This window comes from Microbacterium sp. SA156, assembly GCF_049065455.1.
Classification (GTDB): domain Bacteria; phylum Actinomycetota; class Actinomycetes; order Actinomycetales; family Microbacteriaceae; genus Microbacterium; species Microbacterium barkeri.
The window spans coordinates 112,703-132,651 of record NZ_JBAKGU010000007.1; the positions used below are offsets into that span (position 1 = coordinate 112,703).

General features: G+C 72.5%; 18 protein-coding genes and 1 tRNA gene. 11 read left to right on the top strand and 8 right to left on the bottom strand.

The features are described from left to right. Positions 1-6 precede the first annotated feature (6 nt). Both ACOWU6_RS08685 and ACOWU6_RS08690 read left to right on the top strand, forming a co-directional pair. Positions 7-1,104 (top strand): YgfZ/GcvT domain-containing protein, encoded by a 1,098-nt coding sequence (locus ACOWU6_RS08685; protein WP_421075444.1) that lies wholly within the window; start codon positions 7-9, stop codon positions 1,102-1,104. Positions 1,105-1,121: 17 nt separating this feature from the next. Next, positions 1,122-2,246 carry an FUSC family protein gene (locus ACOWU6_RS08690; RefSeq protein WP_421075445.1) on the top strand — a complete coding sequence of 375 codons (1,125 nt, stop codon included), beginning with the start codon at positions 1,122-1,124 and terminating at the stop codon, positions 2,244-2,246. A 13-nt stretch (positions 2,247-2,259) separates the two neighbouring features. Here the strand turns inward: ACOWU6_RS08690 and ACOWU6_RS08695 are convergent, their stop codons facing one another. After that, positions 2,260-3,078, bottom strand: a complete 819-nt coding sequence (locus tag ACOWU6_RS08695) for a class I SAM-dependent methyltransferase (protein WP_421075446.1) — start codon at positions 3,076-3,078, stop codon at positions 2,260-2,262. A 71-nt stretch (positions 3,079-3,149) separates the two neighbouring features. On the opposite strand from ACOWU6_RS08695, the gene ACOWU6_RS08700 reads away from it, so the two are divergent. Continuing rightward, positions 3,150-3,893, top strand: coding sequence for a phosphoglyceromutase (locus ACOWU6_RS08700; RefSeq protein ID WP_271173590.1), 744 nt, complete (start codon positions 3,150-3,152; stop codon positions 3,891-3,893). Positions 3,894-3,947: 54 nt separating this feature from the next. Here ACOWU6_RS08700 and phoU read toward each other — a convergent pair whose 3' ends face one another. Beyond that, positions 3,948-4,637, bottom strand: coding sequence for a phosphate signaling complex protein PhoU (gene phoU / locus ACOWU6_RS08705; RefSeq protein WP_271173589.1), 690 nt, complete (start codon positions 4,635-4,637; stop codon positions 3,948-3,950). Between the two features lie 190 nt (positions 4,638-4,827). Here phoU and ACOWU6_RS08710 point away from each other — a divergent pair, with 190 nt between their 5' ends. Continuing rightward, entirely contained in the window at positions 4,828-6,018 is a 1,191-nt protein-coding gene (locus ACOWU6_RS08710; RefSeq protein ID WP_271173588.1) for a sensor histidine kinase, read from the top strand. 28 nt (positions 6,019-6,046) lie between these two features. Then, entirely contained in the window at positions 6,047-6,730 is a 684-nt protein-coding gene (locus ACOWU6_RS08715; protein ID WP_271173587.1) for a response regulator transcription factor, read from the top strand. 71 nt (positions 6,731-6,801) lie between these two features. Here ACOWU6_RS08715 and ACOWU6_RS08720 read toward each other — a convergent pair whose 3' ends face one another. Continuing rightward, entirely contained in the window at positions 6,802-7,329 is a 528-nt protein-coding gene (locus ACOWU6_RS08720; RefSeq protein WP_324014128.1) for a DNA modification methylase, read from the bottom strand. A 174-nt stretch (positions 7,330-7,503) separates the two neighbouring features. Between ACOWU6_RS08720 and ACOWU6_RS08725 the strand changes: the two genes are divergently transcribed. Both ACOWU6_RS08725 and ispD read left to right on the top strand, forming a co-directional pair. After that, positions 7,504-7,989, top strand: a complete 486-nt coding sequence (locus tag ACOWU6_RS08725) for a CarD family transcriptional regulator (RefSeq protein WP_271173585.1) — start codon at positions 7,504-7,506, stop codon at positions 7,987-7,989. Positions 7,990-8,065: 76 nt separating this feature from the next. Further along, entirely contained in the window at positions 8,066-9,247 is a 1,182-nt protein-coding gene (ispD, locus tag ACOWU6_RS08730) for a 2-C-methyl-D-erythritol 4-phosphate cytidylyltransferase (RefSeq protein WP_421075447.1), read from the top strand. A 10-nt stretch (positions 9,248-9,257) separates the two neighbouring features. On the opposite strand, the gene ACOWU6_RS08735 is transcribed toward ispD, so the two are convergent. Beyond that, positions 9,258-9,719, bottom strand: a complete 462-nt coding sequence (locus tag ACOWU6_RS08735; protein ID WP_282979420.1) for a GNAT family N-acetyltransferase — start codon at positions 9,717-9,719, stop codon at positions 9,258-9,260. A 1-nt stretch (position 9,720) separates the two neighbouring features. After that, positions 9,721-10,632, bottom strand: coding sequence for a DMT family transporter (locus ACOWU6_RS08740; protein ID WP_336619512.1), 912 nt, complete (start codon positions 10,630-10,632; stop codon positions 9,721-9,723). Between the two features lie 86 nt (positions 10,633-10,718). On the opposite strand from ACOWU6_RS08740, the gene cysS reads away from it, so the two are divergent. Together cysS and rlmB are read left to right on the top strand one after the other, a co-directional pair. Beyond that, positions 10,719-12,110 (top strand): cysteine--tRNA ligase, encoded by a 1,392-nt coding sequence (gene cysS, locus ACOWU6_RS08745; RefSeq protein WP_324014131.1) that lies wholly within the window; start codon positions 10,719-10,721, stop codon positions 12,108-12,110. Beyond that, positions 12,103-13,077 carry a 23S rRNA (guanosine(2251)-2'-O)-methyltransferase RlmB gene (gene rlmB, locus ACOWU6_RS08750; RefSeq protein WP_271173581.1) on the top strand — a complete coding sequence of 325 codons (975 nt, stop codon included), beginning with the start codon at positions 12,103-12,105 and terminating at the stop codon, positions 13,075-13,077. Before cysS ends, rlmB begins: the two co-directional genes overlap by 8 nt. A gap of 64 nt (positions 13,078-13,141) precedes the next feature. On the opposite strand, the gene ACOWU6_RS08755 is transcribed toward rlmB, so the two are convergent. Both ACOWU6_RS08755 and ACOWU6_RS08760 read right to left on the bottom strand, forming a co-directional pair. Beyond that, the gene (locus ACOWU6_RS08755; protein ID WP_421075448.1) at positions 13,142-14,425 is read right to left on the bottom strand and encodes a DUF4032 domain-containing protein; all 1,284 of its coding nucleotides are present in this window, start codon (positions 14,423-14,425) and stop codon (positions 13,142-13,144) included. Between the two features lie 78 nt (positions 14,426-14,503). Then, positions 14,504-15,601, bottom strand: a complete 1,098-nt coding sequence (locus ACOWU6_RS08760; RefSeq protein WP_271173579.1) for an ABC transporter ATP-binding protein — start codon at positions 15,599-15,601, stop codon at positions 14,504-14,506. Positions 15,602-15,871: 270 nt separating this feature from the next. Between ACOWU6_RS08760 and ACOWU6_RS08765 the strand changes: the two genes are divergently transcribed. Both ACOWU6_RS08765 and ACOWU6_RS08770 read left to right on the top strand, forming a co-directional pair. Continuing rightward, on the top strand, positions 15,872-16,861 hold the full coding sequence (locus ACOWU6_RS08765) for a DsbA family protein (RefSeq protein WP_271173578.1): 990 nt from the start codon (positions 15,872-15,874) through the stop codon (positions 16,859-16,861). A 53-nt stretch (positions 16,862-16,914) separates the two neighbouring features. Next, positions 16,915-16,990 (top strand) — tRNA-Thr (locus ACOWU6_RS08770). A gap of 60 nt (positions 16,991-17,050) precedes the next feature. Here the strand turns inward: ACOWU6_RS08770 and ACOWU6_RS08775 are convergent. Beyond that, positions 17,051-19,945, bottom strand: a complete 2,895-nt coding sequence (locus tag ACOWU6_RS08775; RefSeq protein WP_421075449.1) for a glycosyl hydrolase — start codon at positions 19,943-19,945, stop codon at positions 17,051-17,053. Between the last annotated feature and the right edge of the window lie 4 nt (positions 19,946-19,949).

The following is a 19,949-nucleotide window of genomic DNA, read 5'->3' on the forward strand; positions in this document are numbered from 1 at the left end:
GGGAGCATGACCGATCCCTTCGCCCAGATCCCCGGGGCCGTGCTCTCGGATGACGGCGTCGCCCATTTCGGCGACCCCACGCGGGAGCAGCGCGCCCTCGCCCAGGGGGAGGCGATCGTCCCGCGCGGCGACCGTGCCGTCGTGGCGGTCTCGGGGCCCGAGCGGCTGACGTGGCTCGACTCCATCACGTCGCAGGCCGTCGCGCGCCTCGCGCCCGGCGTGAGCACCGAGCTGCTCGTTCTCGACCCGCAGGGCCACGTCGAGCACGCGGCGGCGGTGATCGACGACGGCGCGACCGCATGGCTCATCGCCGACGCGGCGGATGCCGCCGGACTCGCGAAGTGGCTCGGCATGATGCGCTTCCGCGCGCAGGTCGAGGTGGCCCTGCGCCCCGACCTCCGCGTGGCCGGCTTCGTGCGCGGCGGCGGCGCTGAGCACGCGCTCGCCGACGCCGCCGCTCGGCCGAACGGCGTCGCGCTGGTCTGGCAGGACCCCTGGACGGGGGTGAGCGCGGGCGGATGGCAGTACGCGCGCACCGAGGAGCATCCGGGCGCCGCGCACGCGTGGGCCGAGGCCATCCTCGAGGAGAGCGCGTGGGCGGATGCCGCAGCGCTCCCGGTCGCCGGGCTGCTCGCCGCGGAGGCCCTGCGGATCGCCGCCTGGCGCCCGCGATGGGCCGCCGAGGTCGACGAGCGGGCGCTGCCGCACGAGAGCGACTGGCTGCGGTCGGCGGTGCACCTCGCGAAGGGCTGCTATCGCGGCCAGGAGACCGTGGCGAAGGTGCACAACCTCGGCCATCCGCCGCGTCGACTGGTGATGCTGCATCTCGACGGCAGCGACAGCGTGCTCCCCGAGCGGGGTGCGCGCGTGCTCGCGGGCGAGGCCGAGGCCGGGCACGTCACGTCGTCGGCGTGGCATCACGAGCTGGGCCCGATCGCGCTCGCGATCGTCGCCCGCCGCATCCCCGAGGGGGAGACGCTCGCGGTCGAGGCCGACGGCGTGCGGGTCGCCGCGGCACAGGAGGTCATCGTGCCGGGCGACGCGGGCGCGACCGCGGAGGTGCCGCGCATCACGCGCCTGTCGCGCCGCCCGCTCGCGCAGTGACGGCGTAGCGTCGGAACGTGCCCGAGCCGCGTGACGCCCCTGAGACCTCGCCGCTGACCGCGGCGATCCCCGTCACATGGCGGCGCCGCCTCTCCCTGCGGCCGGGGCTCGAGCGCGTGCGCGACTCGGGGGCGGCGATCGCCCAGATCGTCATCGCGGCCACGGGCGCCTTCCTCCTCGCGCACTATCTCTTCGGCCACGAGGCGCCCCTGCTCGCGGCGACGGTGTCGATCTCCTCCCTCGGCCTCGCGCGCGACGCGCGGCCGCGCAAGGTCGTCGAGACGGTGCTGGGCATGCTCACGGGCATCCTCATCTCCGAGCTGCTCCGCCTCGTCTTCGGCTCCGGGCCGTGGCAGCTCGCGCTCACGCTCGCCGTCACGCTCCTCGTCGCGCGCTTCCTCATGCCCTCTCCGCAGTTCGCCGTCGCGGCGGCCATCCAGTCCGCGATCGCGATGGTGCTGCCGGCTGGGCCGCTGCCGTTCCTCCGGCTCGCGGACGGGGCGATCGGCGGGGCGCTCGCGATCGTCATGACCGCGCTGCTGCCGCGCAACCCGATGAGCACCGAGCTGCGCGATGCCCGCGTGCTGTTCGCGGCACTCGACGCGGCGATGGGGCGCGTCGTCCAGGGGCTCCGACGCGGCGACGCCGTGCGGGCGGATCGCGGGCTCGAGAAGGCGCGCGGACTGCAGGGCGATGTCGACGCCTGGCGCACGTCGCTCGAGTCGGCGCAGGCGGTCTCGGCGCTCTCGCCGTTCCTGCGCTCGCGCCGGATCGAGCTCGCCCGCCACGCGCGCGTCCTGCAGAGCGTCGACCTCGCCGCCCGGAATCTGCGCGTCGTCGCGCGGCGCGCGGCCTACGTCGTGCGCGACGGCGAGCCGCGCCCGGCGATCGCCGAGCCGCTCGCCGAGCTCCAGCGCGCGGCGGGCGTCGTCGCGCACGCGCTCGAGGACATCTCCGCCGAGCCCGCGGCGCGAGAGGCGCTCCTCGCGATCGCGCGGCGGCTCGATCCCGCGGCGATGATGCCCGACGCGTCGCAGGGCGAGCTCGCGCTGCTCGCGGCGCTGCGCCCGTTCGCGGTCGACCTGCTCGTCGCGAGCGGTCTCACCCACGCCGAAGCGGCAGCGGCCATCCCGCGCATCTGATCGCGTCGCGCCCTCAGGCGGGCGCGACGGCCGCCCAGGGGACCGTGAGCTCCCCGAGCCGCCACCGCCGCCGGGTGCCGACGACATCCCATCCGCCGCGGCGCATCGCCTCGACCGTCGCGATCCAGCGCTGCACGGGGCCGAAGGGGGAGAGGTGCGCTGCGCGCTCCCATTCGCCGTCGAGCGCCTGCAGGAACGCGTGCACGCGCTCTCCGGGCACATTGCGGTGGATGAGCGCCTTCGGCAGCCGCTCGGCGACGATGCCGGGGCGCTCGAGATCGGCGAGCCGCAGCGAGACCGTGAAGCGGACGGCCTCTCCGGTCGGCGCGACGTCGACCCACGCGCAGACGCGGCCGAGCTCGTCGCATGTGCCCTCGATGAGGACGCCGCCGGGCGCGAGGCGCTCGGCCATCCGGCGCCACGCCGCAGCGACCTCGTGCTCGTCGTACTGCCGCAGCACGTTGAACGCGCGCACGACGGCAGGCCGCCGCCCGCCCTCCGTCGGGATCTCGAATCCACCGCGTGCGAACGAGACCGCGATGTCGGGCGCGAACACGGTGCGCCCCGAGCGGACGTCGGCCAGCTGCGCCCGCGCGCGCTCGACCCGCTCGAGGTCGATCTCGAGACCGCGCACCTCGACATCCGCGCGTGCGCGACGCAGGCGCGCGGCGAGCTCGAGCGCCGTCACGCCGCTCGCGCCGAAGCCGAGATCCACGACGAGCGGGTCGCCCGCGCCGAGGAGCGCGGGGTGCTGCGCGATCCAGCGGTCGACGCGGCGCAGCCGGTTCGTGCCGGTCGTGCCGCGGGTCGGGCGGCCCTCGGTCGTCGGCATGCCTCCATTCTCGCGTGAACGCACGGGGGCCGCGGCATCGGGCCTCGCGCCGCCTCGGTAGCATGTCAGGTATGACGCACACCCTGATCCTGCTCCGCCACGGGCAGAGCGACTGGAACGAGAAGAACCTCTTCACCGGATGGGTCGACGTGCGGCTCACGGAGCAGGGGAAGGCCGAGGCCCAGCGCGGCGGCGAGCTGCTGAAGGAGCAGGGCGTGCTGCCCGACATCCTCCACACCTCCGTGCTGAGCCGTGCCATCCAGACGGCGAACATCGCGCTCGACGCGGCCGACCGCCTCTGGATCCCCGTCAAGCGCTCGTGGCGCCTGAACGAGCGCCACTACGGCGCTCTGCAGGGCAAGGACAAGGCGCAGACGCTCGCCGAGTTCGGCGAGGAGAAGTTCATGGAGTGGCGTCGCTCGTTCGACGTGCCGCCGCCCGTCATCGACCCCGAGGACGAGTACGCCCAGACGCACGACCCGCGCTACGCCGGGATCGACGGCGAGATCCCCGGCACCGAGTCGCTCAAGATCGTCATCGACCGCCTGCTGCCGTACTGGGAGTCGGAGATCGTGCCCGACCTCGCAGCCGGCAAGACCGTGCTCGTCACGGCGCACGGCAACTCGCTGCGCGCGCTCGTGAAGCACCTCGACGGCATCAGCGACGACGACATCGCTGGCCTGAACATCCCGACGGGCATCCCGCTCGTGTACGAGCTCGACGACGACATGAAGCCGACCGGCCCGAGCCGCTACCTCGACCCGGAGGCCGCAGCGGCCGGCGCCGCAGCGGTCGCCGCCCAGGGCAAGAAGTAGCGCGAGAACGACGAAGCGCCCCGCCGACCGGCGGGGCGCTTCGTCGTTCTCGGGTCAGACGCCCGGCGTGCGGTCCACGACCTCGATCTCGGGGTCGGCGGAGCCGGTCCAGTCGCCCGTGGCGAGGTAGACGATCTTCTTCGCGATCGAGACCGCGTGGTCGCCGAAGCGCTCGTGGTAGCGGCTCGCGAGAGCGGCGTCGATGACGTGGCTCGCGTCGCCCGCGAACGCCTCGCTGAGCACCTTCTCGTAGACGGTCGCGTGGAGCTCGTCGATGACGTCGTCGGCGTCGCGGATCTGCGCGGCGTAGGCGAGGTCCTGCGTGCGCAGGAGCTCGACGAGCGTGCGCGCGACCTCGACGTCGAGCTTGCCCATCTTCACGAACGTGCTCTTGAGGCCCTTGGGGATGGCGCGCTCGGGGAAGCGGGAGCGGGCGAGCTGCGCGATGTGCTCGGCGAGGTCGCCCATGCGCTCGAGCGACGCGCTCGTGCGCAGCGCGCTCACGATGATGCGGAGGTCGCGGGCGACGGGTTGCTGCATCGCGAGCGTGTCGATCGCGAGCTCGTCGACCGAGAGGGCCAGCTCGTCGATGCGGACGTCATCGGCGATGACCTCCTCGGCGAGGGCGACGTCGCCGTTCTCGAAGGCGATGGTGGCCTTGTCGATGGCCACCGTGACCAGCTCGGCGATCTCGACCAGCCGGTTCTGGATGTCCTCGAGGGCCTGGTGGAAGACTTCGCGCATCTGGCGAACCTTTCGTCGGTTTCGGGTCTCGGCCGCGCAGCGGCGGCTTCTCACACTGGCCTGTGCGCCTCGCGATTGTCATGCGCGAAGGTGAACGGCCGGTGCCCGGTCGGTGAACAGTGCGTCGGGGCGGCGCCCCGACGAGCCCATTCGTCCAGAGGGGCTCTCGGCTGCACTCTACTCTGGAGACATGGACTCCACGCAGCTCGCGCTGCTCGCGCTCGCCGCAGGGATCATCCTCGGCGTCGGCGTGACCCTGATCGTGGTGCTCGCGTTCCGCGCCAGGGAGCGGGCGCTGCGCGAGCAGAGCCTTGCGCTTCCGCCGGCGCTCACGGCCGCGCTCGACGCGATCGACGACGCGACGGCCGTGATCGACTCCTCGGGCGCCGTCGTCTCGGTCTCGGCATCGGCGACGTGGCTCGGCTTGACTCCGGGGCAGGGGCTCGAGCAGCCCGAGCTCCGCGAGCTCGTGAAGGCCGCACGCGGGCTCGGCTCCTCGACCGAGTCGCAGACGCTGCGCATCCGCCGCGGCCGGATCTCCGACGACACCCGCCTCGTCGTCGCGCGCGCGACGACGATCGCCGACCGGCTCACGCTGCTCATCGTGCGCGACATCTCGGAGCAGGAGCGCCTGCAGCAGATGCGGCAGGACTTCATCGCGAACACGAGCCACGAGCTGAAGACGCCGGTCGGGGCGATCGGCCTCCTCGCCGAGGCGATGGAGTCGGCCTCCGATGATCCTGAGCAGGTGCGCCGCTTCGCCGCGCGGATGTCGGCGGAGGCGCAGCGCCTCGGCCAGCTCACGGGGCGCATCATGAACCTGTCCAAGCTGCAGGCCGCGGACGAGCTCACCGAGGTCGGCGACGTCGCGATCGACGAGGTCGTCGCCGCTGCCCTCGAGCAGTACCAGGTGCAGGCCGAGTCGGCGGATGTCGCGCTCGTGCGCGGCGGCGACCGCGGGCTCTTCGTGCGCGGCTCGGCGACCATCCTCGTCGAAGCGCTCGGCAACCTCGTCGCGAACGCCATCGCGTACTCCCCGCGCGGCTCGCGCGTGGGCATCGGCGTGCGCGGAACCGCGGAGGCCGTCGAGATCGCCGTGACCGACCAGGGCATCGGCATCGCGGAGGCCGACCAGCAGCGCGTGTTCGAGCGCTTCTACCGCGCCGACCAGGCGCGCTCGCGCCGCACGGGAGGCACCGGTCTCGGCCTCTCGATCGTGAAGCACGCGGTGAATCGGCACGGCGGCGAGGTGCGGCTCTGGTCGCAGCCCGATCGCGGGTCGACGTTCACCATCAGGCTCCCGCGCACGGAGGCCCCGCTCGTCGGCGCCGAGTCCGCGAAACGCAAGAGGAAGGGCGCCCGCGCGGTCGACGCCGCGTGACGAGGCGCCACGGAAGGAAAGAGAACGAATGACGCGTGTTCTGCTCGTGGAGGACGAACCCGACCTCGCCGACCCGCTCGCCTACCTGCTGCGGCGCGAGGGCTACGAGGTCGAGATCGCCGAGGACGGAGACGCCGCGCTCGCGGCGTTCCGGGACCAGGAGCCCGACGTCATCCTGCTCGACCTCATGCTCCCCGGGATGCCGGGCACCGAGGTCTGCCGCCAGGTGCGCACGACGTCGGCCGTGCCGATCATCATGCTGACGGCCAAGGACTCCGAGGTGGACATCGTCGTCGGGCTCGAGCTCGGCGCCGACGACTACGTCACGAAGCCGTACTCGGCGCGCGAGCTGCTCGCGCGCATGCGGGCGGTCATGCGCCGCTCGCTGCAGGCGGAGGCCGACCTCGACGAGCGCGTGCTCGAGGGCGGCCGCGTGACGCTCGACATCGACCGCCACACGGTGTCGGTCGACGGGGAGCAGATCAACATGCCGCTCAAGGAGTTCGAGCTGCTCGAGGTGCTCATGCGCAACGCGGGCCGTGTGCTCACGCGCGGCCAGCTCATCGACCGCGTGTGGGGCAGCGACTACTTCGGCGACACGAAGACGCTCGACGTGCACATCAAGCGCATCCGCTCGCGCATCGAGAAGGTGCCCAGCGAGCCGGTCATGCTCGTGACCGTGCGCGGCCTCGGCTACCGCTTCGAGGGCTGACCCCAGGACGCGAAGAAGGGCCGAGCGGGAGGATCTCCGCTCGGCCCTTCTTCACGCCATCGGGCGTCGGGTCAGTGGCCCTCTTCGCCGTGCTCGGCGGGGGCTTCCTTCTCGCAGTCGCTCGCGCCGCCGCCGGGCACGAGGTCGGCGAACTGCTCGAGGCAGCCGTCGAGCACCGGGACCTCGGTGAGGACGCCCTCGGCGTCGCCGGACTGGAAGTAGACGGGGAGCGTCGAGCCCGCGGGGGAGTCGATCGCGTCGAGCAGCAGCGGCTCGGTCTCCTCGGTGCCGAGGCTCACGACGCTCTCGGCCGGGATCCGCACCGTCTCGCGCTCGTCGCCCCACTCGAGCGTGAGGGTCGCGGCGCTGTCGGTGCGGTTGACGAGCGCGGCGGCGAGGTTGCCCTGGTCGCCGTCCTCGTCGGCGATGATGACCGCGTTGCGGATCTCGACGGGCGCGCCCTCGGCATCGGGGACGTTCACGCCGTCCGACGCGGAGTACTTGATCGTCGTCGCCTGCGACGTGATGGCCTGGCAGCCCGTGGCTCCCAGGATGACGAGGCCGGCAAGGGCGGCGGACGCGAGTGCGCGCGTGTTCACGGATCCTCCAGATGCTGCGGCGTCGCCCGTCGGCAGACGCTCCCACGCCATTCTAAAGGGATGGCGTGCGGGCCCGTGATCACGCGGATGGCGTGGCATGCGGGCCGATGCCGCGCGAACCTTAGTGCATCGCGAGCTGTGATATCCTTGAGATCGCCGAAAGGACACAATTCTATGCTTTTTGAGGTTGGCGAGACGGTCGTGTACCCCCATCACGGGGCGGCGACGATCACCGAAGTCAAGACTCGCGTCATCAAGGGCGAGGAGAAGATCTACCTCAAGCTGAACGTCACGCAGGGCGACCTCGTCATCGAGGTCCCCGCAGAGAACGTCGACCTCGTCGGCGTGCGCGACGTCATCGGCCAGGAGGGGCTGGACAAGGTGTTCGAGGTGCTGCGCGCCCCGTTCACCGAGGAGCCGACGAACTGGTCGCGCCGCTACAAGGCGAACCTTGAGAAGCTCGCCTCGGGCGACGTCATCAAGGTCAGCGAGGTCGTGCGCGACCTGTGGCGCCGCGACCAGGACCGCGGGCTCTCCGCCGGCGAGAAGCGGATGCTCGCCAAGGCCCGCCAGATCCTCGTCTCCGAGCTCGCGCTCGCGGAGAAGGTCGAAGAGGAGAAGGCCGCAGAGCTCCTCGACGAGGTCCTCGCGAGCAGCTGACGCGCGATCGATCGAAACGGTCCGGTTCACCTGAGGTGAGCCGGGCCGTTCCGCGTCCGGCGGGTACCGTGGGGGTGTGAGCACCGTCACGCCGTCGCCCCGTGTCGCCGTCATCGTCGTCGCCGCCGGATCCGGCACGCGCCTCGGCGCCGGCGCGCCCAAGGCCTTCGTCGGGATCGACGACCACACGATCCTCCGGCACTGCCTGGACCGCGTCTTCGCCGCGCGGCCCGCGCAGGTCGTCGTCGTCGCGCCAGAGGAGCGGGTCGGCGAGGCGCTGACCGACGCGCAGGAGGCAGCAGGCGCGCGCCGTGAGCTCGTCTCGGTCGTGGCGGGCGGGAGCACCCGCCAGCAGTCCGTCGCGGCGGGTCTCGCCGCGGTCTGGCCCGACGTCGAGATCGTGCTCGTGCACGACGCGGCGCGCGCGCTCGCGCCGGCCGAGCTCATCGACCGGGTCGTCGACGCCGTCGAGCGGACCGGATGGGGCGTCGTGCCCGTTCTCCCGGTCGTCGACACCATCAAGCGAGTCGACGGCGAGCTGATCACGGGGGTCGTCGACCGCTCGGAGCTCGCGTCCGCGCAGACGCCGCAGGGCTTCCGACGCGACATCCTCGAGACGGCCTACCGTGTGGCGGGCGAGGAGCACACCGACGACTCGGCCCTCGTCGCGGCCGCCGGCCATCCGATCGCGTCGGTCGAGGGCGACGCGCGCGCGTTCAAGATCACGACGCCGGCCGACCTGCAGCGCGCGCGGACTCTCATCAGCCCGGCCCCGGCCGGCCCCGCCCTGCCCCGCATCGGCGTCGGGACGGACGTGCACGCATTCGGCGGCGAGGGCGCGCTCTGGCTCGCGGGCCTCGAGTGGCCGGGCGAGCCCGCCCTGTCCGGCCACTCCGACGGGGATGCCGTCGCGCACGCGATCGTCGACGCGCTGCTCTCCGCTGCAGGCCTCGGCGACATCGGCTCGCGCTTCGGGACCGACCGCCCCGAGTTCGCCGGCGCGCACGCCGCCGCGTTCCTCGAGGACACCCGCGCCTACCTGGCGGCCGAGGGGTGGACCATCGGCAACGTCTCGGTGCAGGTGCAGGCCGCACGGCCGCGCTTCGCGCCGCGGCGAGCGGAGGCCGAGGCGGCACTGTCCGCCGCGCTCGGCGGCGCGCCCGTGACGGTGTCGGCGACGACGACGGACGGCCTCGGGTTCACGGGCGCCGCGGAGGGCGTGCAGGCGTTCGCGGTCGCCCTCGTGCACCGCGCGTGAGCCGCGCGCGTCAGAGCGTGCGCGTCATGAAGGTCGAGAGCGGGTCGAGGACGTAGTCGTCGAACGGCCCGCATTCGACGAAGCCCTCGCTCGCATACAGGCCGCGCGCCGGGGCGAACGCGGCGTCGCTGCCGGTCTCGAGCCACAGCGACGCCATCCCGCGCATTCGCGCCTCGGCGATGATGTGCCGCAGAACGGCGCGGGCGACGCCGCGGCCCAGGTGCGTCTCGGCGGTGCGGAACGACTTGAGCTCGCCGCGCTCGTCGTCGAGGCGCTTGAGCGCGCCGATCCCGGCGATCTGATCGTCGATCCACGCCGACCACAGCGTGACCGACGGATGCCGCAGCCCGTCGAGATCGAGCGCGTGGACGCTCTCGGCGGGTGTGCCGGCGTGCATGCCCGCGAGGTGGATGGCCGCGAGCGCCTGGGTCGCGGGGTGGGTCAGGTCGTCGACGCGGATGTCGATGGTCATGTCAGGCCTCCAGGGCGTAGGGGCGGATGGGGCGCCGCGCGCCCCTGGCGAGCAGGACGAGTCCGATGGCGAGGGCCGCGAGCCCCGCGATGCCCAGCGGCGCGAGGCGCTCGCCGAGCACGATCACGCCGAGCAGCGCGGCCGTCAGCGGCTCCGCGAGCGTGAGGGTCGCGGCGGTCGGCGCGGGCACACGTCGCAGGCCCCACGTGAACGAGGCATAGGCGAGCGTCGTCGCGCCGAGGCCGAGCCACAGCGCCATCGCGGCGCCGTCAGGGCGGGCGAGCCATGCCAGGTCCTGAAAGGGCAGCAGTGCGGCGGCGAGCACGGCCGCGACGCCACCCGCGACGCCCATCACGGTGAGGGGCTGCCAGCCGCCGTCGAGAAGGCGCCGTTGCGCGACGGCGAACACGGCGAAGGACGCGCCGGCTCCGACAGAGGCGGCCACGCCGAGGGGCGCGGTCGCCGCGCCCTCCTGACCGCCCAGGGCGAGCAGGGCCACGCCGCCGGTCGCGATGAGGGTCGCGACCATCCAGGTGCGCCCCGGCGCGCGGCGCGTGAGCGCTCCCTCGATCGCGCCGGCGAGCACGGGGGAGGAGCCGAGGGCGATGACCGTGCCGACCGCGACGCCGTTCACCGAGGCGCCGAGGAAGAACAGCGGCTGGTACGCGAACAGGCACACGCCCGCGATCGCCATGAGGAGCAGCGGGCGCGCCTCGGGCCGCGGAGACCGGACGCCGCCCGTGCGTCGCGCCCACGCGCCGGCGACCGCCGCGAGTGCGGCGAGGGCGAGACCGCCGACCGCGACGCGGACGGCTCCCACCGCGAGGGGCGTCGTGCCGTCGGGGCCGAGGGCCTGCGCCGTCCCCGTCGTCCCGAACAGGACGGCCGCGGCGAGCACGGCGAGGACGGACATCACCCTTCGGTTCTACACGCTCCGGATGACGTCCGTGTGACGCGGGCCGCCGGGGCGGGGCGGACGGCGGCCAGTAGTCTGAGGGGGTGACTCTCCGGCTGTACGACACCCGCGCTCAGACGCTGCGCGACTTCGCGCCTCTCGACCCGGAGAACGTGACGATGTACGTGTGCGGCCCGACGGTGCAGTCCGGCCCGCACATCGGGCACCTGCGGGGCGCCCTCGCCTTCGACCTGCTGAGGCGATGGCTCGCGCACCGCTACCCGCGCGTGACGTTCGTGCGGAACGTGACCGACATCGACGACAAGGTGCTCGCCAACGCGACCGAGGCCGAGCCGTGGTGGGCGCTGGCCTACCGCATGGAGCAGGAGTTCACCGCCGCCTACGCGGCCATCGGCATCCTGCCCCCGACCTACGAGCCGCGCGCGACCGCATCCATCCCGCAGATGCAGGAGCTCATCCAGGAGCTCATCGAGCGGGGTCATGCGTATGCGTCAGCGGGCGACGTCTACTTCGACGTGCGGTCGTGGCGCGCGTACGGCGCCCTCACACGCCAGTCGGTCGACGCGATGGAGGACGCGGCCGACGCGGATCCGCGCGGCAAGCGCGATCCGCACGACTTCGCGCTCTGGAAGGGCGCCAAGCCCGACGAGCCGCGCAGCGCGGTGTGGGCGTCGCCGTGGGGCGAGGGGCGCCCCGGATGGCACATCGAGTGCTCGGCGATGTCGCGCCGCTACCTCGGACCGGCTTTCGACATCCACGGAGGCGGGCTCGACCTGCGCTTCCCGCACCACGAGAACGAGCTCGCGCAGTCGACCGCCGCCGGAGACGCGTTCGCGAGCTACTGGGTGCACAACGGCCTCGTCACGGTCGACGGGCAGAAGATGTCGAAGTCGCTCGGCAACTTCACGCTCGCGGCCGACGTGCTCGCGGCCGAGGATCCGCTCGTGGTCCGCTACGCGCTCGCGGCAGCCCACTACCGCTCGAGCCTCGACCTGACCGACGCGTCGTGGCGCGAGGCGGAGGCGGCGCTCGCGCGCATCCGCGGCTTCCTCGAGCGGTTCCTGCGGGTGCATCCGCGCCCCGAGGCGGCCGAGATCCCCGGCGCCTTCGCGGACGCGATGGACGACGACCTCGGCGTCCCGCAGGCGCTCGCGGTCGTGCACGAGACCGTCCGCGCGGGCAACACCGCGCTCGATGCGGGCGATGAGGCGGCGGCGCGGGGCGCGTTCTCAGCCGTGTCCGCCATGATGGACGTCCTGGGCCTGGATCCGTTCGGCGCGCTCGCGCGGAGCTCCGGAGACGGCCCGACGGCAGAGTCCCTCTCCGCCCTCGTCGAGCAGCTCATCGCGCAGCGCGCCGAGGCGCGTGCGGCGAAGGACTGGGCGAGCGCCGACCGCATCCGCGATGCATTCGCCGCGGCGGGCATCGCCCTCGAAGACACCGCACACGGAACCACTTGGAGCATCAATGGCTAAGCCTGGACGACCCGGCGCCGCGAAGGGCAAGAAGGGCCCCACGAAGGGCACGGGCGGCAAGAACCGCCGGTCGCTCGAGGGCAAGGGCCCGACCCCGAAGGCCGAGGACCGGCCGTACCACGTCGCGCACAAGCGCAAGCAGGCCGCCGAGCGCCTCGCCGCCAAGCGCGGCGGGAGCGCGCAGAAGCCGCAGCAGCGCTCGTCGCGCCCGAAGGACGACACCGAGAACGTGACCGGGCGCAACAGCGTGCTCGAGGCCCTGCGCGCGAAGATCCCCGCGACCGCGCTCTACATCGCGCAGCGCGTCGAGATGGACGACCGCGTCAAGGAGATGCTCGCGATCGCCCGGAACCGCGAGATCCCCGTGCTCGAGGTCACCCGCCCCGAGCTCGACCGCATGGCCGGCTTCGACGGCGTCCACCAGGGCGTCGCGCTCAAGGTGCCGCCGTACGAGTACGCGCACCCCCAGGACCTCCTCGAGCAGGTCGTCGACACGGGCGCGACTCCGCTGTTCGTCGCGCTCGACGGCATCACCGACCCGCGCAACCTGGGCGCGATCATCCGCTCGACCGGCGCGTTCGGCGGCCACGGCGTCATCGTGCCGCAGCGCCGCTCGGCCAGCGTGAACTCGGCGGCGTGGAAGACGAGCGCGGGCGCCGCCGCGCGCATCCCCGTGGCGATCGCGCCGAACCTCACGACCACGCTCAAGGAGTTCAAGAAGCAGGGCGTCTTCGTGCTCGGCCTCGACGGCGACGGCGACGTGTCGCTGCCCTCGATCGAGCTCGCCGACCGCCCGGTCGTCATCGTCGTCGGCAGCGAGGGCAAGGGCCTCTCGCGCCTCGTGACGGAGACGTGCGACCAGGTCGTGTCCATCCCGATCTCCGACGTGACCGAGTCGCTCAACGCGGGCATCGCGGCATCCGTCGCGCTCTACCAGGTCTCGACGATCCGCGGCGCCCAGGCGTAACCCGCGCGACAGCGCGGGTTCGCCGCGAAACGGGGCAGGCGCCTGCGGGCCCTGCCCCGTTCGGTCAGACCAGGTCGCGCCAGTCGCGCGCCTCTCCCGAGGCCGTCGCGAGGGGCTCGGTGAGCGTCTCCGTGAGGGGGCCCATGATCGTGGCCTCGTCGCGCCGGTGCCGCAGCACGTCGCGGATGTAGCTCGTGAGCGTCTCGGCGAGCGGCACGGATGCACCGCGCGCCTGCGAGAGATGCCAGCGGTGCTCGAGCACCTGGTGGAACACCTCGGCGGGCTCGAGCTTCGCGCGCATCTCATAGGGGATGGCCCGGACGACCGGCTCGAAGACGCGCGTCACCCACTCGTGCGCGGCGACCTCCTCGTCGGACGAGCGCGAGATCCGCGAGCGGTACTCGTCGAGGTCGTTGAGGAGACGGCGGGCCTGGTTCTCCTCGGCGTCGAGGCCCGTGAGACGCAGCAGGCGGCGACGGTGGTGCCCCGCGTCGACGACCTTCGGCTGGATCGAGACGCGCGTGCCGTCGGGGTCGGTCTGGATCGTCATCTCGTCGATGTCGAAGCCGAGCTCGTTGAGCCGCTGCACGCGCTCGGTGATCCGCCAGGTCTCGGTCAGGGCGAACGACTCGGCCTCCGTGAGCGCCGACCACAGCTCGCGGTAGGTCGCGACGAGCTGATCGGCGACCTCGACGGCGTCGACGCCGATCTCGACGCGTCCGCCGGCCTCGAGGTCCATGATCTCGCCGGCGATGTTCGTGCGCGCGATGTCGATGTCGTGCTCGCGCTGGCCATCCGTCAGCCCGCCCTCATAGAGATCGCCGGTCTCGGCGTCGACGAGGTACGCGGCGAACGCGCCGGCGTCGCGGCGGAAGAGCGTGTTCGACAGCGAGACGTCGCCCCAGCGGAAGCCGACCTTGTGCACGCGCACGAGGAGGAGGGCGAGCGCATCCACGAGGCGCGTGGCGGTGTCGGGGCGCAGCGTCTGCGTGAACAGCGCGCGGTACGGCATCGAGAACTTCAGATGCGCGGTCACGAGGGCCGCGGGGAGCGGGTTGCCCTGCTCGTCGGTGCGCCCGTCGATGACCGCGACGCGGCGCACGCACGGGACCTCGAGGCGCTGCAGCGTACCGAGGAGCTCGTACTCGCGCTGGGCCATGTGCGCCGTCGTCTCCTTGACGGCGATGACCATCCCCGACAGCTCGCTGAAGCGGACGATGTGCCGCGAGATGCCCTTCGGGAGCTTCACGATCGCGCTGCTGGGCCACTCGGCGAGCTTCGTCCGCCAGGGCAGCGTGAGCAGCTGCGGGTCGATCTCGGCGGCGGTGATGCGGAGCGAATCGGCCATAGAGAAGATCTTCCCCCAGAAACGGCGACGGCGCGGACGAACCCGGAGGTTCGCCCGCGCCGTCGCGCGGTGACAGCGTTACGCCGAGACGATCGCCTTGTCGAGCAGGCGCTCGCCGGTCTCCACGTCGAAGACGTGGATGTGGTCGGGCGTCGGCAGGAGCGAGACGGTGTCGCCAGCCATCGGGTGGCGGCGGCCATCGACGCGCGCGACGATCTGCGCGTCCGAGCCCTCGACGTGGCCGTACAGGTAGCCGTCGGCGCCGAGCTCCTCGACGAGGTCGACCTTGACCGCGAGGCCCTCGCTGCCGGCGGGGCCGACGATGAAGTCCTCGGGGCGGACGCCCGCCGTCACCTTGGAGCCGTGCGCCTTGTTGAGCGCCGACGCGTCGACGCCCACGACCTTCGTGCCGAAGCGGATGCCGCCCTCGGCGATCTCCGCGGGGAACAGGTTCATCGCGGGCGAGCCGATGAAGCCGGCCACGAAGACGTTGTTCGGCTTCTCGTACAGGTCGCGCGGCGTGCCCACCTGCTGGAGGAGGCCGTCCTTGAGGACCGCGATGCGGTCGCCCATCGTGAGCGCCTCGGTCTGGTCGTGCGTGACGTAGACCGTGGTGACGCCGAGGCGACGCTGGAGCGACGCGATCTGCGTGCGGGTCTGCACGCGGAGCTTGGCGTCGAGGTTCGACAGCGGCTCGTCCATGAGGAACACCTGGGGCTCGCGGACGATGGCGCGGCCCATCGCGACGCGCTGACGCTGACCACCCGACAGGGCCTTCGGCTTGCGGTTGAGGTACTGCTCGAGGTCGAGGAGCTTGGCGGCCTCGAGAACGCGCTTGGCGCGCTCGTCCTTGCTCACGCCGGCGATCTTGAGCGCGAAGCCCATGTTCTCGGCGACCGTCATGTGCGGGTAGAGCGCGTAGTTCTGAAACACCATCGCGATGTCGCGGTCCTTCGGCGGCACGTCGGTGACGTCGCGGTCGCCGATGAGGATGCGGCCGTCGTTGACCTCTTCGAGGCCCGCGAGCATGCGCAGCGAGGTGGACTTTCCGCAGCCCGAGGGGCCGACGAGAACGAGGAACTCGCCGTCGCCGATCTCCAGGTTCAGCTTGTCGACCGCGGGACGGGTTCCGCCCGGGTAGAGGCGGGTGGCGTCGTCGAAAGTGACACTGGCCATGGTTCTTCTCCTTCACCGGCAGGTACGTGCCGGACGATCCGTAGTGAATGGAACCGACGGTGCGAACCGCCGTAGACCCCTCGTCGGGTCTCGGCTCAGTATGCCATCGAATCCGCGCGCGTGGGGAAATCGTTTGCTGATGAGCGGATGGCGCGGGCGCGGAGACGGCGGATCTGCCGTGTCTGCCGGGGCATTTCCCAGTGACACGCTCTAGCCTCTTCGAGGTCGACCGCCGGTACCCGTGGCGGCGAAGGGGAGTGCGAGCAGGCGATGACGAACGAGAACCCGATCGTTCCCCCGGGCAGCGAGCGACGCGATGCTGTGCGGGAGAAGGCGCAGAAGGTCAAGGCGAAGCAGACGCGCGCGAAGATGCTGCGTCGAGGCGGGATCACCCTCGTGATCGTCGCGGGCGTCGCCGCGATCGCGTTCGCGGTGACGAGCGTCGTCGTTCCCGCCCTCAACCGCCCGACCCTGACACCGGAGAACCTCGAGGACGACGGCATCGTCGTCGCCGACTCCGATGACCTGTCGCCCATGGTGACGAGCTCGCTCGAGGCCACCGAGCCCGCTGCGCCCGAGGCGGAGCGCGCGAGCTCGGCGTCCGCCGTCAGCATCCGCGTGTATGTCGACTACCTGTCCGAGGGGTCCGCGCAGTTCGAGCAGACGAACTCGTCCCAGCTCGCGGAGTGGGTCGCCCAGGGCGCGGCTGACCTCTCGTACCACCCCGTGGCCCTGCTCACGGCCAAGTCGAACGGCTCGAAGTACTCCCTGCGCGCAGCGGGCGCGGTCGCCTGCGTGCGCACGCACGCGCCCGAGTCGGCGCTCGCCTTCAACCACGAGCTGCTCGTCGAGCAGCCCTCGGTCGACAGCGAGGGGTACACCGACAAGGAGCTCGCCGCGCTCGCGGCCGCCGTCGGCGTCGACGACACGAAGGCCGTGCGCGAGTGCATCGAGAACGAGGACTTCGTGACCTGGGCGAGCGAGACGACCCAGCGCGTCCTCGAGGAGCCGCTCCCCGACACCGAGGACGTGCGCCTGACCGGCGCGCCGATGATCCTCGTGAACGGCCGTCCGTATCAGGGGCAGCTCGACGACCCGGCCGAGTTCGCGCAGTTCGTGCTCACCGTCTCGAGCGAGGCCTACTACTCGACGGCCTCGCCGACGCCGACTCCCGCCGAGGAGCCCGAGGCGACAGAGGAGCCCGAGCCCGCGCCGAGCGAGACCGCGGAGCCTGAGCCGACCGAGACCCCCGCGGAGTAGCGGATCCCGTCGCCGCGCGACGGTATGCTTTCCAGGTCCCCTCGGGGACCCGCGCCGGCTTAGCTCAGTTGGTAGAGCACCTGTCTTGTAAACAGGGGGTCGTCAGTTCGAACCTGGCAGCCGGCACCATCACGCGGCCGCGCCCGGGCCATCCGCTCGATCAGCGGATGGCCCGGGCGCGAGCCACGTTCAGCGCACGCGGATGGCGTCGATCGCGTGCTGCCCCGCGTCGAGGCGCAGGTTGACGCCGCGGACGTCGCCGAGCTGACCGCGGCACTCGGATGACAGCGCGCCGAGGTCGATCGCGACCGACGCGCCGCCGGAGACAGGGTCGCCGGCGGGCAGTTCGCACCAGCTCCACGAGGGGCCGACCTGCAGCGCGAGGCCGATCGACGTGCCGGTCGTCTCCGCGACGTCGATGACGAGCGTCGAGCGGCCGGAGAGGTCCCACGAGCCGGTCGCCCAGATCCATCCGCTCTCCGCGAGGTCGACCGTGAGGCGTCCGTCCGCGGCGTCGATGGCCCCGTTCGCGGCCCAACCCTGCCGTCCGTCCGCGAAGTCGAACAGGGTGGTCGGCGGCTCCGTGCCCGGGGCCGCGTCGAAGGCCCGCAAGGCGCGGGCGAGCTCCGCCCGCGTCACGGGACCGCGCATCCCGAAGCGGCCGTCACCGGCGGGCTCGACGATGCCGTTCTGCGTGACCCACGCGATCGCCTCGGCCGACGGATGGGCCGGCGGCACATCGTCGAAGTCCGCGGGCTCCGCGGGCGTCGGCGCGCCCGCGAGCTCCCACAGCGCGTGGGCGAGCTCGGCGCGCTCGACGGGAGCCTTCGCCGTGCCGTCGACCGCCGGGGCATCCTCCCGGTACGCCGCGAGTGCGTGCGTCGCCTCCGCACGCGTCACGGGGCGCGTGGGGTGGAAGCGGCCGTTCGCGTCGCCGAGATCGACGACCTCGTCGTGCAGCCACGCGATCGCGGCGTAGTCGGGGTCGTCGCGTTCGACGTCGACGTAGACCGGCGGCGGGGGCGTGCCCTCGACCGCGCGGAGCTCGTCGACGACGATGGAGCCCTCGACGGCGCCTGCGTCGGCTGCGTTGACGAACACGCTGAACTGCGATACGTGGGCGAGGGCCTCGGGCGTGAGGCGGCGGTCGGCGTTGGCGGTGTCCCAGGGAGCGGGGCGCCAGTCGGCGAAGGGGATGGTGGCGAGGTAGGGGTCGTCGCCGGCGAGGGAGGGATAGGCCTCGAAGGCGACGCCGTCGGCGACGAGCTGGAGGACGAGCCGGTTGCCGGACGCGTCGGGGTCGATCCACGCCTCGAAGTCCCAGAACGACGACCAGTCGCCCGAGACCGGCCGGCCCACTCCCGTGTACGACTGCGTCGCGAAGGAGTACGACAGCCGCATCGCGGCCTCTCCGCCTCCGACCGCGTCGCCCTCGGCCGCGCGGGCGAGCTCGAGGACGTTCGCGTTCTGGGGCACCCACCTGCTCTGCAGGGCGGCGTCCGCGTCGTAGGACTCGAAGTCGTCGACGACGCCGAGCGGCAGGACCGGCTCGGGACCGAGGACGACGGTCGACGCCGTGGTCTCCACCTCGGCGCCGCCCGCGAACACGCGCAGGGTCAGCCCGTGCGACGTGTTGTCGAGCTGCTCGGGGACGACATCCCACGCCCCGGTCCACCACATCCCGCCGTCAGCCGGGGCCGCGAGCTCGATCACGTCTCCCGCATCGGTCGTGACCGTCACGCGATCGGCCGCGTGACCCGTCACCGATGCGCGCAGCTCGACAGGCCCGGCCACCACGCGCGCGCCGTCGGCGGGCGACGCGAGGTGCGCAGCGGCCGAGGCGACGGACGCGGTCTCGGCGTCGTAGACGCCCGCGAGGTCGTCGGCGAAGAACGTGCGCGGGTCGTCGTGGTAGGCCTGGAAGTCCGGCAGCATCTCGCCCTCGACGGGGAAGTACGGCGTCGAGTCGCCGCCGTAGTTCGCCCACGTCATCATGTAGGCGGTCCGCGCCGCGTCGGGATCCGACATGATCGCGTCGAGCACATCGGTGAACCAGGTGGGGTTCGCGTTCTCGCCGTCGGGGCGCACGCCGCCCGAGATGCCGAACTCCGTCAGCGCGCTGATCTTGCCGCGCGCCTGCGCGAGGCGGCCCATCATGCCGAGGTCGGCGACGAGCCCGTCCAGGAAGCTCTGCGCGGCGCCCGAGCTGTCGTAGACGTCGTAGCCGAGCACGTCCACGAAGTCGTCGCCGGGGTACGTGCGCAGGTACAGGTCCTCGTCGCCGCCGAACCCGCCCCCGGGCGAGAACGCGTACAGGAGGTTGTGCACGTCCTTCACGTCGCGCAGGTACTCGACCGTGAACCGGAACAGCTCGGCGTACTCGCCGGGCAGGCCGAACGCCGCGCCCCACCAGAACCAGGACCCCGCGTTCTCGTGCCAGGGGCGGAACACGATCGGGATGGCCGTGCCGTCGGCGGCGACGGCGGCATGCGCGGTCACGGCGATGCGATCGAGATACGCGCGGAGCGCATCGTGCTGCGCTCCGCCGGGGAGGACGGCGCGCAGGGCGTCGCCCGAGGTGTCGTAGAAGTCGCCGCCGGTCGCGAGGTTCTCCATGTGGATCGTGAGAGTGCTGATCGCCCCGACGTCGTGCGCCTGGCGGATGTTCGCGGCCAGCTGCTGCGCCTTCGCCTCGCGTTCGGCGAGCGGCATGCCCGCGGTCTCGAGCGTGTCGAATCCGATGACGGCCGGATGGTCGCCCGTCGCGGTGAGGGAGTCGGAGGACGTGCCGTCCTGCGTGGGGAAGGACTCCCCGAAGTACAGGTCCTCCTGGTGCCCGAACAGGACGCCCTCTGCGTCGATGTCGCGCAGGTACGCGAAGAGCGAGCGCGTCTCGGGAGTCGCGTCCGGGTCGACCAGGTCGACCTCGGCCGCGACGGGGGCGGCGTGCGCGACCGGAGTCACGGCGAGCGGAGCCGCGAGGCCGAGCGCAAGCGCGACGGCGACCGTTGCGCGCCTGCCGCGTCGTCGCGGTCGGACGCGACGGGATGGCTGCGCCCAGGCGGGCGCGGGGGTGCTGTTCATCGGC

What these genes read in the sequence shown, in the direction of transcription:
- ACOWU6_RS08700 (WP_271173590.1), top strand. Translation starts at nt 3,150, where the DNA reads ATGACGCACACCCTGATCCTGCTCCGCCACGGGCAGAGCGACTGGAAC.
- ACOWU6_RS08765 (WP_271173578.1), top strand. Translation starts at nt 15,872, where the DNA reads ATGACGAACGAGAACCCGATCGTTCCCCCGGGCAGCGAGCGACGCGAT.
- ACOWU6_RS08685 (WP_421075444.1), top strand. Translation starts at nt 7, where the DNA reads ATGACCGATCCCTTCGCCCAGATCCCCGGGGCCGTGCTCTCGGATGAC.
- rlmB (WP_271173581.1), top strand. Translation starts at nt 12,103, where the DNA reads ATGGCTAAGCCTGGACGACCCGGCGCCGCGAAGGGCAAGAAGGGCCCC.
- ACOWU6_RS08760 (WP_271173579.1), bottom strand. Translation starts at nt 15,601, where the DNA reads ATGGCCAGTGTCACTTTCGACGACGCCACCCGCCTCTACCCGGGCGGA.
- ACOWU6_RS08710 (WP_271173588.1), top strand. Translation starts at nt 4,828, where the DNA reads ATGGACTCCACGCAGCTCGCGCTGCTCGCGCTCGCCGCAGGGATCATC.
- ACOWU6_RS08740 (WP_336619512.1), bottom strand. Translation starts at nt 10,632, where the DNA reads ATGTCCGTCCTCGCCGTGCTCGCCGCGGCCGTCCTGTTCGGGACGACG.
- ACOWU6_RS08725 (WP_271173585.1), top strand. Translation starts at nt 7,504, where the DNA reads ATGCTTTTTGAGGTTGGCGAGACGGTCGTGTACCCCCATCACGGGGCG.
- phoU (WP_271173589.1), bottom strand. Translation starts at nt 4,637, where the DNA reads ATGCGCGAAGTCTTCCACCAGGCCCTCGAGGACATCCAGAACCGGCTG.
- ACOWU6_RS08775 (WP_421075449.1), bottom strand. Translation starts at nt 19,945, where the DNA reads ATGAACAGCACCCCCGCGCCCGCCTGGGCGCAGCCATCCCGTCGCGTC.
- ACOWU6_RS08735 (WP_282979420.1), bottom strand. Translation starts at nt 9,719, where the DNA reads ATGACCATCGACATCCGCGTCGACGACCTGACCCACCCCGCGACCCAG.
- ACOWU6_RS08695 (WP_421075446.1), bottom strand. Translation starts at nt 3,078, where the DNA reads ATGCCGACGACCGAGGGCCGCCCGACCCGCGGCACGACCGGCACGAAC.
- ACOWU6_RS08755 (WP_421075448.1), bottom strand. Translation starts at nt 14,425, where the DNA reads ATGGCCGATTCGCTCCGCATCACCGCCGCCGAGATCGACCCGCAGCTG.
- ACOWU6_RS08715 (WP_271173587.1), top strand. Translation starts at nt 6,047, where the DNA reads ATGACGCGTGTTCTGCTCGTGGAGGACGAACCCGACCTCGCCGACCCG.